The organism is Mycobacterium sp. P4_H6, assembly GCF_056400845.1.
In genome coordinates this window covers 15,518-32,284 of sequence record NZ_JBFUKN010000072.1, presented here as the reverse complement: position 1 = coordinate 32,284, position 16,767 = coordinate 15,518, and the positions used below count along the sequence as shown (strand labels likewise).

General features: G+C 67.4%; 9 protein-coding genes. 1 reads left to right on the top strand and 8 read right to left on the bottom strand.

Features of this window, described 5'->3' with window-relative positions:
- From AC1DTF_RS24170 to ssb, 4 genes are all read right to left on the bottom strand, one after another.
- Positions 1-120, bottom strand: a 120-nt coding sequence (locus tag AC1DTF_RS24170) for an acyl-CoA thioesterase (protein WP_477475916.1), incomplete at its 3' end; no start/stop codon positions are given.
- Complete coding sequence (locus tag AC1DTF_RS24165) at positions 113-4,969, bottom strand: NAD-glutamate dehydrogenase (RefSeq protein ID WP_477475915.1); 4,857 nt, start codon at positions 4,967-4,969, stop codon at positions 113-115. The genes AC1DTF_RS24170 and AC1DTF_RS24165, both read right to left, overlap by 8 nt.
- Before the next feature lie 108 nt (positions 4,970-5,077).
- Complete coding sequence (ettA, locus tag AC1DTF_RS24160) at positions 5,078-6,751, bottom strand: energy-dependent translational throttle protein EttA (protein WP_477475914.1); 1,674 nt, start codon at positions 6,749-6,751, stop codon at positions 5,078-5,080.
- Between the two features lie 67 nt (positions 6,752-6,818).
- Positions 6,819-7,265 carry a single-stranded DNA-binding protein gene (gene ssb / locus AC1DTF_RS24155; protein ID WP_477475913.1) on the bottom strand — a complete coding sequence of 149 codons (447 nt, stop codon included), beginning with the start codon at positions 7,263-7,265 and terminating at the stop codon, positions 6,819-6,821.
- A 233-nt stretch (positions 7,266-7,498) separates the two neighbouring features.
- On the opposite strand from ssb, the gene pknB reads away from it, so the two are divergent.
- On the top strand, positions 7,499-9,334 hold the full coding sequence (pknB, locus tag AC1DTF_RS24150; RefSeq protein WP_477475912.1) for a Stk1 family PASTA domain-containing Ser/Thr kinase: 1,836 nt from the start codon (positions 7,499-7,501) through the stop codon (positions 9,332-9,334).
- Here the strand turns inward: pknB and AC1DTF_RS24145 are convergent, their stop codons facing one another.
- The 4 genes from AC1DTF_RS24145 to AC1DTF_RS24130 are packed head-to-tail and all read right to left on the bottom strand — an operon-like array spanning position 9,335 to position 16,684.
- Positions 9,335-11,332, bottom strand: coding sequence for a bifunctional copper resistance protein CopD/cytochrome c oxidase assembly protein (locus tag AC1DTF_RS24145; protein WP_477475911.1), 1,998 nt, complete (start codon positions 11,330-11,332; stop codon positions 9,335-9,337). It lies immediately after the preceding gene.
- Between the two features lie 23 nt (positions 11,333-11,355).
- A complete protein-coding gene (locus tag AC1DTF_RS24140) occupies positions 11,356-13,701 on the bottom strand; it encodes a glycerol-3-phosphate 1-O-acyltransferase (protein WP_477475910.1) in 2,346 nt (781 codons plus the stop codon).
- Positions 13,698-15,218 (bottom strand): HAD-IB family hydrolase, encoded by a 1,521-nt coding sequence (locus tag AC1DTF_RS24135; RefSeq protein ID WP_477475909.1) that lies wholly within the window; start codon positions 15,216-15,218, stop codon positions 13,698-13,700. Before AC1DTF_RS24135 ends, AC1DTF_RS24140 begins: the two co-directional genes overlap by 4 nt.
- Complete coding sequence (locus AC1DTF_RS24130) at positions 15,215-16,684, bottom strand: wax ester/triacylglycerol synthase family O-acyltransferase (RefSeq protein ID WP_477475908.1); 1,470 nt, start codon at positions 16,682-16,684, stop codon at positions 15,215-15,217. The genes AC1DTF_RS24135 and AC1DTF_RS24130 overlap by 4 nt, the downstream gene beginning before the upstream one ends.
- Positions 16,685-16,767 lie beyond the last annotated feature (83 nt).

The window sequence follows — 16,767 nt, the reverse complement described above, 5'->3', positions numbered from 1 at the left end:
GTGCAGAAAAGGCACCCGGGCCTCTTCGAGGATCGTGACCATGGTGGCGTGGTTGACGTGCTGGTACATGTCGATATCCGACCAGCGCACCGGCACCGGTGTGGTGAAACGCTCAGCCACTTGTTCCTGTTCCTGTCGTTCGCGTCATGCTGCGGATCTGGCGGGCCGCCACCGACAGCGTCGCCAGATCGAGCTGACCGTCTCGGTGGATCTCGTCGAGGGTGCGTTGCGCCCGATCGACGCGGGAACTATTGGTCAGCTCCCACTCCTCGATCTTCTGCTCACCCGTCTCGTCAGGCTCGCCGACGGCCAGCACATCGAAGCACAGCGCCCGCAGCGAACCATAGATGTCATCGCGGATCGCCAAGCGCGCCAACGAATGCCACCGATCATCGCGCTCCAGCTGCGAGATCGCGGTGAGCAGGCCGTCGATGCCGAGATGGTCCATCAGCGCGAAGTAGGCGTCGGCCACCTCGGCGGCATCGCGGTCGGCGATATCGGCGATGTCGATGACGTCGAGCAGGCTGTAGCGGTACAGGCCGGTGGCGACGGTGTAGGCCAGTTCCTTGGATACACCCTGCGCTTCGAACTCGCCGGACTCCTTGGCCACGATCGCCTTGTCGTCACCGCGCAGCCATTTCGACATCTGCGGTGACAGCAGCGCCACCTTCTCGGCGAACCGGTTGATCTCGGCGCCGACCGCCAGCGGCTGCGGCCGGTAGTTGATCAGCCAGCGCCCGGCCCGGTCGATGACCCGGCGCAGGTCCAGCGTCATGCGGTCGGTCACCGCACACGGAATCCCTTCGGCACCGGCGGCTTTGATGCCCTGCCAGATCTCGCTGATGCCGAAGATCGCATCGGTGGCGACATAGCTGCGCACCGCGTCGACCGGACCCACGCCGGTGTCCTCGGTCATCCGGTAGGCGTAGGTGATTCCGCTGGTGTCCACCAAATCGTTGACCAGCATTGTGGTGACGATCTCGCGACGCAGCTGATGGGAACGGATTTCGCTGGTGAACCGGTCACGCAGTTCCACCGGGAAGTACTGCGGCAGGCGCGAGGCGAACACTTCCTGGTCGGGCAGGTCGGTGCGCAGCAGCTCGTCCTTGAGCGCGAGCTTGACATGGGCCATCAAGGTCGCCAGTTCCGGTGAGGTCAAACCGATCCCGAGCTCGTGGCGGCGCCTGATCTCCTTCTCCGACGGCAGCGCCTCCAGCTCGCGGTTGAGCCCCCGGTCGGTGACGAACTCCTTGATCTGCCGGGCGTGCACCTGCAGCAGGCTGGCCGCGTTCGCGCGGCTGGTGCCCATCAGATCGTTCTGATCGATGTTGTCGGCCAGCACCAGCAGGCCCACCTCGTCGGTCATCGACATGAGCAGCGGGGTGCGCTCATCGGCGCTCACCTTGCCCGCGGTCACCAGCGAGTCGATCAGGATCTTGATGTTGACCTCGTGGTCCGAGCAGTCCACACCCGCGGAGTTGTCCAGCGCGTCGGTGTTGATCCGACCGCCGGCGAGGTCGAACTCGATGCGTCCGCGCTGGGTGACGCCGAGGTTGCCACCCTCACCGAAGACCTTGACCCGCAACTGGTTTCCGTTGACGCGGATGGCATCGTTGGCACGGTCGCCGACGTCGACATCGGATTCGGTCTCGGCCTTGACGTAGGTGCCGATGCCGCCGTTCCAGAACAGGTCCACCGGCGCCAGCAGCACCGCCTTCATCAGCGCCGGCGGCGTCATCTCCTCGACACCGTCGGGCAGGCCCAGGGCCTCACGCACCTGCGGGCTGATCGGGATGGACTTCTGTTGCCGGCTGAACACCCCGCCGCCCTCGCTGATCAGCGTGCGGTCGTAATCCGCCCAGCTGGATCGTGGCAGGGCGAACATGCGCTCGCGTTCCGCGAAGGAGGCGGCGGCGTCCGGGTTGGGGTCCAGGAAGATGTCGCGGTGATCGAAGGTCGCGATCAGCCGGATGTGCGGGGACAGCAGCATGCCGTTGCCGAATACGTCACCGCTCATGTCGCCGACACCGGCGACGGTGAAGTCCTGGGACTGGGTGTCGACGCCGATCTCGCGGAAGTGCCGCTTGACCGATTCCCAGGCGCCCTTGGCGGTGATGCCCATCGCCTTGTGGTCATAGCCCACCGATCCGCCGGAGGCGAAGGCATCCCCGAGCCAGAAACCGTAGGAATGCGCAACATCATTGGCGATATCGGAGAAGGTGGCCGTGCCCTTGTCGGCGGCGACCACGAGGTAGGCGTCATCCCCGTCGCGGCGCACCACACCGGCCGGGGTGATCACGGCTCCGCTGGACTTGTCGACGTTGTCGGTCAGGTCGAGCAGTCCCGAGATGAACAGCCGGTAGCAGGCCACGCCCTCGGCGCGGGTGGCGTCGCGATCCACCGCGGCGTCGCCGGTGGGCAGCGGCGGCGATTTGACGACGAAGCCGCCCTTGGCGCCCACCGGGACGATGACGGCGTTCTTCACCGCCTGCGCCTTGACCAGACCGAGGACCTCGGTGCGGAAGTCCTCGCGGCGGTCCGACCAGCGCAACCCGCCGCGGGCGACGAACCCGAACCGCAGGTGCACGCCCTCCACGCGGGGTGAGTAGACGAAGATCTCGAAGCGCGGCTTGGGCAACGGTAGTTCGTCGATGAGCCCCGGATTGAGCTTGTAGGACAGCACATTTTGGGCGCGTGCCGAGTCCGGGCTGTCGACGAAGTAGTTGGTGCGCAGGGTCGCCTGGATCAGGCCGGCGAAAGCCCGCAGCACGCGATCGGTGTCCAGACTGACCAGGGCGTCGATGTCGGCGGCGACGGCGGCCGCCGCGGTCTGGGCGTCCAGTTTGCAGCCACCGGCCTCGACATCGGCTTCCGGGGTGAACAGAGCCTCGAACAGCTCCACCAACGACCGCGCGGTGTGCGGGTTGCCGTTGAGCACACCCTCGACATGGGACTGGCTGTACGGGAATCCCGCCTGGCGCAGGTACTTCGCGTAGCCGCGCAGGATGGTGACCTGCTGCCAGGTCAGACCGGCCCGCAATACCAGTTCGTTGAAGTGGTCGATCTCGGCCCGGCCGTGCCAGATGGCGGTCACCGTGTCGGCGAACCGCTTGGCAACATCCTCGATCTCGGACTCGGGGGTCGTCGGGATGGACTGATGCGGGGACACCACGAACTGGTAGATCCAGACCACCAGGCCGTCGGGTCGGGTGACGGTGAACGGCCGCTCCTCGAGCACCACCACGCCCATGCACTGCAACATCGGCAGCAGTTCGGACAGCGAGGCCGACCGGCCACCCAGGTACCAGGTGAGCAGATCCACCCGCTCCGCGCCGCCGTCACGGAACACCAGTTTGACCGAATTGTCCTGCAGCTCTTCGATGATCGCGATGTCTTCGATGGCAGCCTGCGGGGTGAAGGCCTGCTTGTAGATCTCCGGGAACGCCCCGGCGTAGTACTCGGCGTCGGCCAGGCTGATCGATTCGGTCTTGACCGACCCGATCAGGCGGTCCGCCCAGGTGCGGGCGGCCTCGGTGAGCAGATGCTGGATCCGGATCTCGTTGTCCGCAGAGGTGTCGATATCTGCCCGCTGGCTGCCGTCGGGCATCTTCACGGTGAAATGCACGACTGCCCAAGGTGATTCACTGACCCTGGCGGCGTACTCGATACTGACGCCGCCGAGCTCGCGGACCAGGATGTCCTGGATCGCCAACCGCACCGCGGTGGTGTACCGGTCGCGCGGCAGGTACACCAGCGCCGAGACGAAGTGGCCCAGCTGGTCGGCGCGCAGGAACAGCAGCGCCCGCCGCAGCGATCCGAGATCGACGACCGCCCGTGCCATCTCCAGCAGATCGGGGGTGTGCAGCGCGAACAGCTCGGATCGCGGGATGGTCTGGATGACGTCGAGCATCAGCTGACCGGGATGGCTGGGGTCGGAGTGTGACTGCGCCAGCGCCTCGTCCACGCGCCGTGAGATCAGCGGGATCTCCAGCACGTTGGCGTTCATCGCGGCCACCGTGAACAACCCGACGAAGCGGTGCTCGACGGCCTGGTTGGAGGCGGGCCCGGCCGGGTTCTCCCGGACCACCACGATGTAGGGGTAGGCGCCGTAGCGCAGGAAGCTGGGCATGGTGGCCTGCGCCAGGACCAGCAGATCGTCGGCCTCGGTCAGCTGCGGCAGCACATCGGTGCGCAACTTGAGGATGCCCAGCCGGCTGGCCGGGTCGACGGTGGCCTGACCGTTGTGCACCGCGCACCGCTGGTAACCGAGGAGCACGAAGTGACCGTCACCGAGCCAGTGCAGCAGGGCGGCGACATCACGGCGGTCCGGGCCCGGAAAGTGCCCGGCGTGATCGGAATCCAGGGCGTTGGCCAGCCCGATCAGCGTCGCGTTGAGCGCCGCCGAATCGGCAGCGACCTGCCGGGCGTCGGCGAGTACCGACGGCAGCAGGCCCGCCACCTCGTCCACCGCCGCGGGATCTGCGGTCGGCGACAGCCCGACGTGGATCCACATCTCGTCGGCTCCGTCGGGGGCATCCGGATCCGAGGCCGGCGCCAGCGCCAGCAGCTCACCGTCGGAGCCCCGGCGGGCCCGCAGCACCGGGTTCATCACCCATACGTAGGCGACACCGAGACGATGCAGCAGCACCGTCACCGAATCCATCAGCATGGCGCTGTAGTCGGTGACGACCTGGATCGCCGGGCCGAAGCCACCCGGGTCGTCGGCCGGGTACACCGCCACCAGGGTCTCCCCCGGTGTGCGGCGGTGGCCCATCTTGGTGTGCGCCGCGAGCAGCTGCGGTGTCACCTTCGTCGGGGCGCCACGTTCGATCGGTGCGGTGACCGCGGTGTCGGCCGCGGGCGCGTCACCGTGCGGACCGTGGTGGGTCTCGACGTAGGCGCTAGTCAGTCGCGAAAGTGCGTCCTGACTCAGCTGCACCTGTTCAGTGGTTCCGGGATTCACCGTCATGCCCAAGGCTCCTCACCTCTTGCCTCTGCGCTGAGACCTGCCGCCGCAACGGCACACACGTGCAACCTTAGTGATGCCAAGGCCCGGTTCGCGGGCACTCCCGCAGGTTCAGTCGCGCGTCAACTTGCGGTGGGTTACCCGGTGCKGGCGTGCCGCATCGGCGCCCAGGCGCTGGACCTTGTTCTCTTCGTAGGCACCGAAGTTGCCCTCGAACCAGAACCATTTGGCCTCGTTGTCGTCATCGCCCTCCCACGCCAGGATGTGCGTGCAGGTGCGGTCCAGGAACCAGCGATCGTGGGAGATCACCACGGCACAACCGGGGAACTGCTCCAGCGCGTTCTCCAGCGAGGACAGCGTCTCGACGTCGAGGTCGTTGGTCGGCTCGTCGAGCAGGATCAGGTTGCCGCCCTCTTTGAGGGTCAGCGCCAGGTTCAACCGGTTGCGTTCACCACCGGACAGCACGCCCGCGGGCTTCTGCTGATCGGGGCCCTTGAAACCGAAGGCCGACACGTAGGCGCGGGACGGGATCTCGTTCTGACCGACCTCGATGTAGTCCAGCCCGTCCGAGACCACCTGCCAGACGTTCTTCTTCGGGTCGATGCCCGCGCGGCTCTGGTCGACGTAGCTCAGCTTGACGGTCTCACCGACCTTGACCTCACCGCTGTCGGCCTCCTCAAGGCCGACGATGGTCTTGAACAGCGTCGTCTTACCGACACCGTTGGGGCCGATCACACCGACGATGCCGTTACGCGGCAACGTGAAGGACAGGTCCTTGATGAGGATGCGGCCGTCGAAGCCCTTGTCGAGGTGGCTCACCTCGACCACCAGGTTGCCCAGCCGCGGCGGTGCCGGGATCTGGATCTCCTCGAAGTCGAGCTTGCGGGTCTTCTCGGCCTCGGCCACCATCTCGTCGTAGCGGTCCAGACGGGCCTTGCTCTTGGCCTGCCGGGCCTTGGCGCCGGAACGCACCCAGGCCAGTTCGTCCTTCAGCCGCTTCTGCAGCTTCTGGTCCTTCTTGCCCTGGACCTCCAGGCGCTCGGCCTTCTTCTCCAGGTAGGTGGAGTAGTTGCCCTCATAGGGGTATGCGCGGCCGCGGTCGAGCTCCAGGATCCACTCGGCGACGTTGTCCAGGAAGTAGCGATCGTGGGTGACCGCCAGGATCGCGCCCTTGTAGTCGGCGAGGTGATGCTCCAGCCACAGCACGCTCTCTGCGTCGAGGTGGTTGGTGGGCTCGTCGAGCAGCAGCAGGTCCGGCTTGGACAGCAGCAGCTTGCACAGCGCCACGCGACGCTTCTCGCCACCGGACAGGTGGGTGACCGGCTCGTCGGGCGGCGGGCAGCGCAGCGCGTCCATCGCCTGCTCCAGCTGAGAATCGATATCCCAGGCGTCGGCGGCGTCGAGCTCCTCCTGCAGCTGGCCCATCTCTTCCATGAGGGCGTCGGTGTAGTCGGTGGCCATCAGCTCGGCAACCTCGTTGTACCGGTTGAGCTTGCCCTTGATGGCGACGCCGTCCTCCACGTTCTCGCGGACGGTCTTGGTCTCGTCGAGCTCGGGCTCCTGCATGAGGATGCCGACCGTCGCGCCCGGTTGGAGGAAGGCGTCGCCGTTGTTGGGTTGGTCGATGCCGGCCATGATCTTCAGGACGCTCGACTTACCGGCCCCGTTGGGACCGACGACGCCGATCTTGGCTCCCGGAAGGAAGTTCAGGAAAACGTCGTCAAGAATGACCTTGTCGCCGTGCGCCTTGCGCACCTTCCGCATCGTGTAGATGAATTCGGCCATGCCGTCGTCTTGCCTTTCGTCCGCCAAAGTCTCGCGGCACCATCCTAGGCACGACCGGGCCGCCCGGTTACGCCGAGATCGGGAGCTCCTCCGGCTCGCCGGTGTGTTCGGCGCCCTCACCACCGTCGGGTCCGGCTGCCGGCACCGGATCGGGGGCCGGCCGGACCCGGTCGAGCTTGGCCCGGCAGCGGCTCAGATCCGGCCCGACCGATATCGCGCGCACCTCGACGGTGGACCGATGGTTGCCCTCTTTGTCGTCGTATTCGCTGGTGTAGATCTGGCCTACGACGACCACCGGATCACCCTTGTAGAGCACCCCGGCCACCCCGTCGGCGACCTTTCCCCAGCAGTTGACGGTGAGGTAGAGCGCATTGCCGGGTTCCCATTCGCCCTCGGCGGTGCGCCGGCGCGAGTTGCTGGCCACCCGGAACTTGAGGAAGTCCTGTTCGCCGACGCGGCGCAAGATGGGATCGGTGACCACGTTTCCGACGACGGAAAACGGTGTTTCGAACATGGCAGGTGCCTTTCACTCATTTCTGGACGCCGGCGCTGTCGCCGGCTCGTGCACCCATTGACCCGCCGGTCACCGACATGCCCGCCACGCCTACCCCGACCGGAACGGCACCTGTGTACGAATCCGGCATTGTGGACAACCGACGCATACCGGGGTCTCGCAACCCGCCGCGTCGCACTGAGAGAAGATCAACGCGTGGGATGTAACAGCTTCGACGAGATCGGCAGCGCGCCATGACCGTGCCGCAGCAGCTGACCGACCGCTATGAGCTGGGCGAAATCCTGGGTTTCGGCGGCATGTCGGAGGTGCACAAGGCACGCGACGTCCGGCTGCACCGCGATGTCGCGATCAAGATCCTGCGCGCCGACCTGGCCCGTGACCCGAACTTCTATCAGCGGTTCCGCCGGGAGGCCAAGCACACCGCATCGCTGAACCACCCGTCGATCGTGGCGGTGTACGACACCGGCGAGGCGCAGACCCCGAACGGCAACCTGCCGTTCCTGGTGATGGAGTACGTCGACGGCCACACCGTCGGAAAGCTGATCCAGCGTCACGGAGCGCTGCCCCCGAGGCGCGCGATCTCCATCATCGCCGATGTGTGCACGGCGCTGGAGTTCAGCCACAGCCGCGGCATCGTGCACCGCGACATCAAGCCGGCCAACATCATGATCACCCCCACCGGCGCGGTGAAGGTGATGGATTTCGGGATCGCCCGCGCGATGAACGCCACCACCGGGGACCGGCTCACCGCGACCTCGGCGGTGGTCGGCACCGCGCAGTACTTCTCCCCCGAGCAGGCTCGTGGCCAGCAGGTCGACGCCCGCACCGATGTCTACTCGCTGGGCTGCGTGCTCTACGAGATGCTGACCGGGCAGGCGCTTTTCACCGGCGACACCCCGCTGTCGGTGGCGTATCAGCATGTCCGGGAGCGGCCGGTCCCGCCGTCACAGCGCCATGGCGGCATCTCGCCGGACCTCGACGCGGTGGTGCTCAAGGCGCTGGCCAAGAAACCCGAGAACCGCTACCAGAGCGCGGCGGAGATGCACGCCGATCTGCGACGGGTCGGCAGCGGCAACGCCCCTGAGGCGCCGGCGCAGCAGGCCGATGACACCGACGACATTCCCGCGACCCGGGGCCCGAGCACCCTGCAGTTCCCCGTGCAGGAGCAGCGCCGGGGTTCGCGGCGCTGGGTGATCGCCGGTGCGCTGGTGGCCGTCACCCTGCTGGTGATCGCCGGCGTCTACATAGTGGGCGCCATGAACCGGGTCCGGGTGCCCGATGTGCAGGGGTTGACCCAGCAGGAGGCGGTGAGCCAACTCCAGGACAGCGGTCTGAGCCCGGTGGTGGATACCGAGCCCGACGGGTCCGTCCAGGCGGGGCTTGTGATCGGCACCGACCCGGGGGCCGGTGAAACCGTCTCGTCCGGCGGCGATATCACCGTCAACGTGTCGACCGGGCCCGAACAGCGCCGTATCCCGGATGTCTCCCGGCTGTCCTACGACGAGGCGGTGAGAACCCTCGCGGACGCCGGCTTCGAGAATGTGCGCCGGATGCCGCAGGCCTCCACGAGCGAGGAACTCGACCGGGTCATCGGGACCGATCCGGCGGCGCAGCAGGATTCGGCCACCAGCAATGAGATCGTCATCTTCGTCGGTTCGGGACCGTCGGCCCGGACCGTGCCCGATGTGGTCGGGCAGACGGCGGAGCAGGCCAAGCTCAATCTCGACACCGCCGGTTTCACCACCATCCTGCAGGCCGACGTCGACGGCACGCTGCCGCCCGGGCAGGTGACGGCCACCGACCCGCCGGCCGGGGCGTCGGTGGCCTCGGATGCCCCGATCACCCTGAAGGTGTCCCGCGCCAACCAGTTCTTGATGCCCGACCTGCGGGGGTTGCTCTACGGCGACGCGCTGGCCCAACTCAATGCGCTCGGTTTCACTGGCCAGTTCCTGAAGGGGCCCGATATGGACGCCGGCAGCGACCGGCGTGCGCGGGTGGTACAGCAGGTCCCGGCACCCGGCGCCGGGGTGAACCGGGACGGCACCGTCACGGTGAACTACGGCAGTTGATCAGCGGTCGTCGAGCTTGGACAGCTTCGCCAGCATGTTGTTGTAGGCGGCCAGTTCGGCGTCCTCGTCGCGGTCGGCGGCCCGGTCCAGCCGGACGGCGGTGCGGTTGTCGCTGCGCCGCCACTGGATGAGCAGCGCAAGCATCACCAGCACCAGGGGCACCTCACCCGTCGACCAGGCGATCCCACCACCGAGACGCTGATCGGCAAGCAGATCGGTGTGCCACGGCAGTCCGAGGGACCGGTAGAAATCGCCGGCGAGCACGCTCTGGGTGCCCATCAGCACCACACCGAAGAAGGCGTGCAGCGGCAACGAGCCGAACACCATCGCGAGCTTGGCCAGATGCGGGATGGGCCGCGGCGTCGGGTCCACACCGATGACCACCCAGTAGAAGAGATATCCGCTGAGCAGGAAGTGCGCATTCATCGCCAGGTGCGCACCGTGGCTGTCGGCCGCCGCATCGAAGATGCCGCCGAAGTACAGCCCGTAGAAGCCGGCCACGAAGATCGCGGTCGCCACCAACGGATTGGTGAAGAACTTCGACACCCGGCTGTGCAGCGCGGCCAGCAGCCATTCCCGCATACCCGGCGGGCGGTCCTTGCCGGCGGCGGGCAGGGCGCGCAGCGCCAAGGTCACCGGCGCGCCCAGTACCAGCAGGACCGGCACGAGCATCGACAACACCATGTGCGCCGTCATGTGCATGCTGAACATTGCGGGCATGTAGCGCCCGACCCCCGACGACGTGGCGAACAGCAACGCCGCGCAGCCACACAGCCAGGCCACGATCCGGCCGACCGGCCAGGCATCGCCGCGGCGCCGTAGCCGCACCACACCGGCGATGTAGACCRCTGCCAGCAGGATGGCGGCGGTGCCGAAGATGAGGTCGAATCGCCAGTCGAACAGCACCCGGGCCAGCGTGGGCGGGCCGGCCAGGTCGTAGCCGATCTCCACCTCGGTGATCGAGGGCAGCGTGGCCAGCGGCGGCGGCGGGGTCCGCCCGAGTGCGACGGCGAGACCGAAGGTCACCCCGAACACCATCGATTCGACGAGCGCCAGCTGGATGAGCGGGCGACGGGCGGCGGGATCATCGGCCAGCGCGCTGACGCTGCGGCGGCGCTGCAACAGCCCGATGGCACCGAGCACCAGCAGCGCGGTGGCCTTGCCGAGCAGCAGCCAGCCGTAGGTGGTGCTGAACAGTTCGCCGGGACGCACCCGCACCAGCGCATTGATGATGCCCGACAGCGCCATCGCGGCGAAGCACCACAGTGCGATCGCCGAGAAGCGCCGCGCCGCCACGTCGAGATGCTCGCCGCCGCGCACCGCGAGCGCCCACAGCGCCATCAGGCCGCCGGCCCACACCACCCCGGCGATCAGGTGGATGAGCAGGCTGTTGGTCGCCACATCGTGGGCGCCGCCCGAGGACGAATGCCCGCTGAGCGCCAATGGCAGCAGCGTGATCAGCGATCCGGCCAGCAGCACCGGCGTCCAGGTCCAGCGCAGCACCGGGATGCTGACCAGCGTCACGATCCCGGCCAGCAAGGCCGTCCAGCGCCAGGTGCCCGCGGTCTCCACCAGGCTGGCAACCGTCCAGATGTCGATGGGGCTGAGCCTGCTGGTCAACGGTGCGCCGGTGATATCGGAGACGGTCAGCGGCACCAGCAGCACCGCGCACACGGTCCACACCCCGGCAGCGACGGTGCCGGTGCGCAACGCCCGGTAGCCGCCGACGTCGAGCACCCCGCTGCGCTGTGGTGGCACCAGGAACGCGGCCATCAGGAACGAGCCGACGGCGATAGCCGCCGAGATCTCGCCCACCGCGCGCACGAAGGGCAGCCCGTAGGTGGTCGCCGGGCCCGGATCGGGCAGCCCCGTCGCGGCCAGCGCATCCACGATGGACAGCCCGCCGATGCCGGCGGCCACCGCGCCGGCCAGCAGCGCGACGCCCCAGAGAATCGGCCACACGGCGCTGTTGCGCACGCTCGGCGCGACGATCGTCATGTCGTCAAGGGTAGGTGGGGCCCTCAGCGACCCGCGGACCGGCGTGAGGCCCGCTCACGTGCGTTGAACTGATCACGGGAGGCGACCTCCACGGTGTCCATGTCGGCCAGGATGTCGCGCATCTCGTGCAGGAACGCCGTCCTCCGCTCGGAGAGATCCTCGGCACGCCGCAGCAGACCCTGGTCGGCCACCACCTGACGTGCGGTGGCGAACAGCAGCGCCGACACCGACTCAGCGCTGCGCACCCTGCCCTGAGCCACGTGCTGGCGCCCGACACCCATGGCGAGCCTGGTCAGGTCCGCCTCCGCGATCTCGGCGGCGGCGTCGCGCAGGACGTCGGCGACGATCTCATAGGCCTCGAAGAACGGCCTCAGCATCGCCGCCCCGAGCAGCGGCTGCTTGGTCCGCAGGACGGCGGTGATCCCTTCGGGGCCCGAGGCGATCTTCTCCTCCCAGTCCGGCACCCAGCCCATCTCGGTGGTGATGTTCGCCCGGAACGTCGCCGAGTCCGCGAAGTAGAACTCGAACTTGAGCAGATCACGCAGCCGGATCACCTGCGCCCAGAACACCTCGAGCCAGTCGGACTCGGCGCGCGCGGCATGGGCGAGCGCCAGCTCGATGAGTGAAGTCTCCAGAAACGCGTAGATGATCGAGTTCCGGTAGAACGCGGCCTCGTGCTCGTCGTCCGGGGCGATCCGCCAGACAGGTTCGCGGCCGCCGTCCACCCGGGTCACCGGGTGACCACCCGACAACGCGTCCACGGCCGCCCGCACCCCCTCCGGGGTGCGCAGCCGCAACACGCTGTTGGTCATCGGGATCTCTTTGCGCTCAAGGTAATCCAGCGCATCCCGGAACGTGTGGTGCAACTGTCCCACGGTGAGCGCCACCCCACGCGCGGTCAGCAGCAGCGCCGAGACCAATCCCGTCGCATTGACCGGGGTGACCCGCACGATGCGCCAGGCCACTTCGAAGGCCATCTTCTGCATGGCCAACCGTTTGGTGTCCTCGTCCTGGGCGATCGGCCCGTTGGGTTCGCCGAGATACTGGCGCATGGACACCGCTTCGGGGAAACGGACGTAGATCTTTCCGTAGTTGCGCTCGCCCTGCGCCTTGATGAAGTTGTAGAGCCAGCTCACGCTCTCCGGGGTTTTCTCCCCTCCCCGGGCGTACTCGGCGTACTCGGCGGTCTCGTGCAACTGGTCGAAGCTGATCGACACCGGCTGCAACAGGATGTCCTCGCTGCGCCCGTCGAGATAGGCGTCGGCGACATAGGACAGCAGTCCGAGCTTGGGCGGCAGCATCTTTCCGGTGCGTGACCGGGTGCCCTCGATGGACCAGTTCAGGTTGAAGCGCTTCTCCACGATGTACCCGACGTACTGACGCAGCACGTACTTGTACAGCGGGTCGTCGAGCTTGCGGCGCAGGAAGATCACGCCGGAATGCCGGAAGATCGGGCCCATGAAGCCGAAGGACAGGTTGATCCCGGCGAAGGTGTGCACCGGCGGAAGCCTGTTCTCCTGCATGGCGACCGGGACGATGACGCCGTCGAGGTAGGACCGGTGCGAGAACAGCAGCACCGCCGGGTGGGTCTCGAGACTGTGCCGCATCGACTCGACCTCGGTGCTGTCGTAGTCGATCTTGGGATCGAAGCCGCGACTGAAGATGGCGCGGCCCAGTGTCGGGATGAGGTCGACGGAAAAGCGGCTCCACCCGGTGGACAGCTCGTCGAGCATCTCGCCGGCCTTTTCGACCGTGGCGCCCGGGATCTTTTCCAGCCCCTCCCGGAACCGCGCCGAGGCCAGCATCTCGGGTTTGACCAGACGCGGCGACTTGTACTCCGGGCCCAGCAGCCGCAGTTCCACCCGCTCGATCGCCAGGATCGCGCGACGGATCACGAAACGGGCGAACTCCCTGGGGTTTTCGGCGACCGTGGTGTCGTTCCACTGCTGGCGCAGCTCGGAGACCTTGGCCGGTTCACCGGCCACCACCCGGGCGCGCGCGGGATCCTTGCGCAGGATGCGCCGCTGCAACAGCTCCGGTGGCCGGTAGGTGTCGCGACCCGAGATCAGCGAGACCACCTTGGACCGGGTGGGCAGACCGCCGGGCACCCAGAAGACCCGCACCGGCACCACCGAACGATCCGGGTCGGCCGAGAGCAGTTCCACCAGCCGGGCCATCACGGTGGCGGGCGGATCGTCGGAACTGGCCGGCAGCAACAACACCTCCAGCCGGGCCTCGGGATGTTCACGGCGCTGCTGGCGCAGCCAGTCGTCGAGCAGTTCCTGTTCGGCCGGTGAGGCCACCGCGGCCAGCACCAAGGTGTCGCCGGTCGGGCTGAAGCTGGCGAAGTCCTCGGAAACCTGCTTCACGCCTGCTCTCCCCGGATGCGTTGGTAGACAGCGGCGTCGGGCAGCGTGTCGCGCGGCCAGTCCAGCAGGGTGTCCAGATAGAGCCGGCGCACCTCGGCGATGCGGTCCGCCAGGTTGTCGTGGGACCAGCCCGCGATCGGGATCGGTGGGAACACCGCGACATCGACCTTGCCCGCATTGAAGGTGCTGGAGTCACGGGCGGCGACGACCTCGGCGTTGCGGATCACGATCGGCACGATGGGGATGCCCGCGGCCATCGCGATGCGGAACGGGCCCTTCTTGAACGGCCCGACCTCGGTGGTATCCAGACGGGTGCCCTCCGGGGCGATCATGATGGAAAGGCCCTTGCGGGCAAGGTCTTCCACCTTGCGCAGCCCTTCCACGGCGGACTGGGTGTCGTCGCGGTCGATGAACGCCGCGTCCATCACCTTCCCGATCGGACCCATGATCGGGTTTTTCTCCAGTTCCTTCTTTCCGACGCTGGTGAAATCGACACCGACCAACCGACCCGCGATGAACGGATCGACCTGGTTGCGGTGGTTGAAGATGAAGACCGCCGGGCGTTGCGCGGTCAGATTCTCCTCACCGAGGACGTTGAGCTCGATGCCGGTGGTCAGCATCAGCAATCTGCTCCAGTTGGAGGTGAAGAAGTTGACGCCGACCCGTTTGTTGCGGGTGAGCAGGCCCAGACCGATGGCGCCGGCCGCGACCGTCGGGAGGGTCGCCAGACCGGCCAGGGTGCGCAGCTGGGATACCGGGCTGCTGCCGCTGCGGCTGCTGAACTTGAGGATGGGCCAGCCGCGTTTGGCCGCCACCGATGCCAGCTTGCCGGCCGGGTTGGTCGGGCGTGGGTTGCCGACCAGATACATCAACGCGACATCCTCGTCGCCGTCGGCGTAGAAGTAGCTCTTGGTCAGGTCGATACCGTGGGCCGCCGAGAACTTCTGCACGGCATGGGCTTTGCCCGGACCCCAGATGATCGGCTCCTCGACCGCCCCGGTGATCAGGCCATCCTCGTCGACCTTGAACTTGTTGCTCAGCACGTTGTCGATGCCCAGGAACCGGGCCACGGGCTCCACTTGCACGGTGAGCGCCGAGGAACTCAACACGACGGTGTGGCCGCGGGCCATGTGCGCACGGACCATGGCCCGCATCTCCGGGTAGATGCGGTCGCGGACATGCTGGACGAACAGCCGCTCACCGAGTTCGTCGAGATCGCTGATCGAGTTTCCGCGCAGCATGCGGGCGCCCTTGCCGATGAGGTCCTCGAACTCCGACCGGCCCAGTTGATGGTTGATACCGGCCTGCACCATGCCGATGAACTCGCCGACGCTCATCTGGCCGCGCCGCAACTGATCCCGTGTCATCAGCACGCCGGTGAAACCGGCGACCAAGGTGCCGTCCAGGTCGAAGAAGGCGCCCACCTGGGGCCCCTCGGGGCTCGCTTCGATCTCGGCCACCGTGCCCGGCAGCCGCATGATCTTCGAGCCGCCCGATTGTCCGTCCGCCGAACTCATTGCGCAGCACTTCCGTTCGATGAGCGGGTTTCGGGGGCCGCAAAGGAGGCCGGTACGGTGCGGCCGTCCCCGCCGAGTGCCAGAATCTCGTCGAAGCCCCGCAGCAGGCACCGGGCCCACAGTGCGTCGTCGACGAACGCGGCCCGGTCATAGCGCGTCGTGACGGTGACGTAACCGCCGCGCGATACCAGCACGGTCATCATCGCAACTCCCGGCAGCGGTCCGAGACCGTAGTGCCGCAGCACTTTTGCCCCGGCGATGAACGTGTCGCCGGGGTAGACCGGCACATTGCTGGCCTGCACATCGGAGTTGACCACCGAACTGGCCGCCGATTCGAGCACGGCGTCGGGCAGGAAACTGGCGATCGGAGCGATCGTTCCGACCATGTCGATGGCGCGTTCCTCTCGCTTGCTGGTCATCTGCGAGCGGATCGCCTTGATCCGGCGCTCCGGATCGGCGATGCCGATCGGTGCGGCGAGATTGATACCGGCGAACCGGTTTCCGCCGGCCGGGTCGTCATCGGAGCGCAGGTTCACCGGCACCGCCATCGGCAAGGTGTCGATCGGCATGCCGAGGGCTTCGTGGTAGAACCGCAGCGCACCGCACAACCCGGCCAGGTAGACGTCGTTGATGGATCCGCCCGCGGCCTTGGCGGCTTTGTGCAGGTCAGAGAACACGATGTCGATGGCCTCGCTACGCGTGGTCAGGCTGCGCCGGCGCAGTAGCGGTGAATGGTCGGCGACCGGCCGGGACACCCTGGTGGTCGACAGCGCGTATTCCACGACGCCGCTGACCGCGGCGGCGGGATCGCGCACCACGTTGGTGACCGCGTGCACAGCGCCGCCGAGCAGGCCGAGCATGCTGTTGGTGATCTTCATGGGCAGCCGGTTGATGCCCATTCTCATCAGGTCATTGGCCGACAGATCCTGCGGAATCGGCAGCGGCGCAAGCTCACCGATCTCGACATCGCGTTCCAGGTTGTAGAGGTGGGCGAACATCTCGACCGTGCCGACCCCGTCCGCGACGGCGTGGCTCAGGTGCAGGATGGTGGCGGCCCGGCCGTCGGCCAGACCTTCGACCAGGGTGGCACTCCACAGCGGCCGAGTGATGTCCATCGGGGACTGCAGCGCGATCTCGGCGAGATCGAGCACCTCACGCAGCGTGCYCGGCTCGGGGACCCGGGCCCGGCGCACATGGAAATCGAGATTGAAGTCCGGGTCGACCACCCAGCGCGGGGAGGCCGTCGGCAGCGTCGGCATGACGACCTTCTGGCGCAACCGCAGCACCTTGCGCGACGCCTGCTCGAACACCGCGCGGAACCGCTCCCAATCGGGGGTGGTGTCAAGCAGTTCGACGCCCATGATGCCCGACCGGGTACGGGGATTGGCCTCGCCACGGTGCAGCAATGTGTCGACGCCGTTCAGTTTCTGGGGCAGCCCCGCCGCATCCAACGGCACCTTGCTCATCGCGCGAACTCTCCTCCTGCACGGCGCTCCACCAGCGGCCACCCTGCAGCGTCCACGCTAGTCGGCGGCGCCGGGGTGCGACG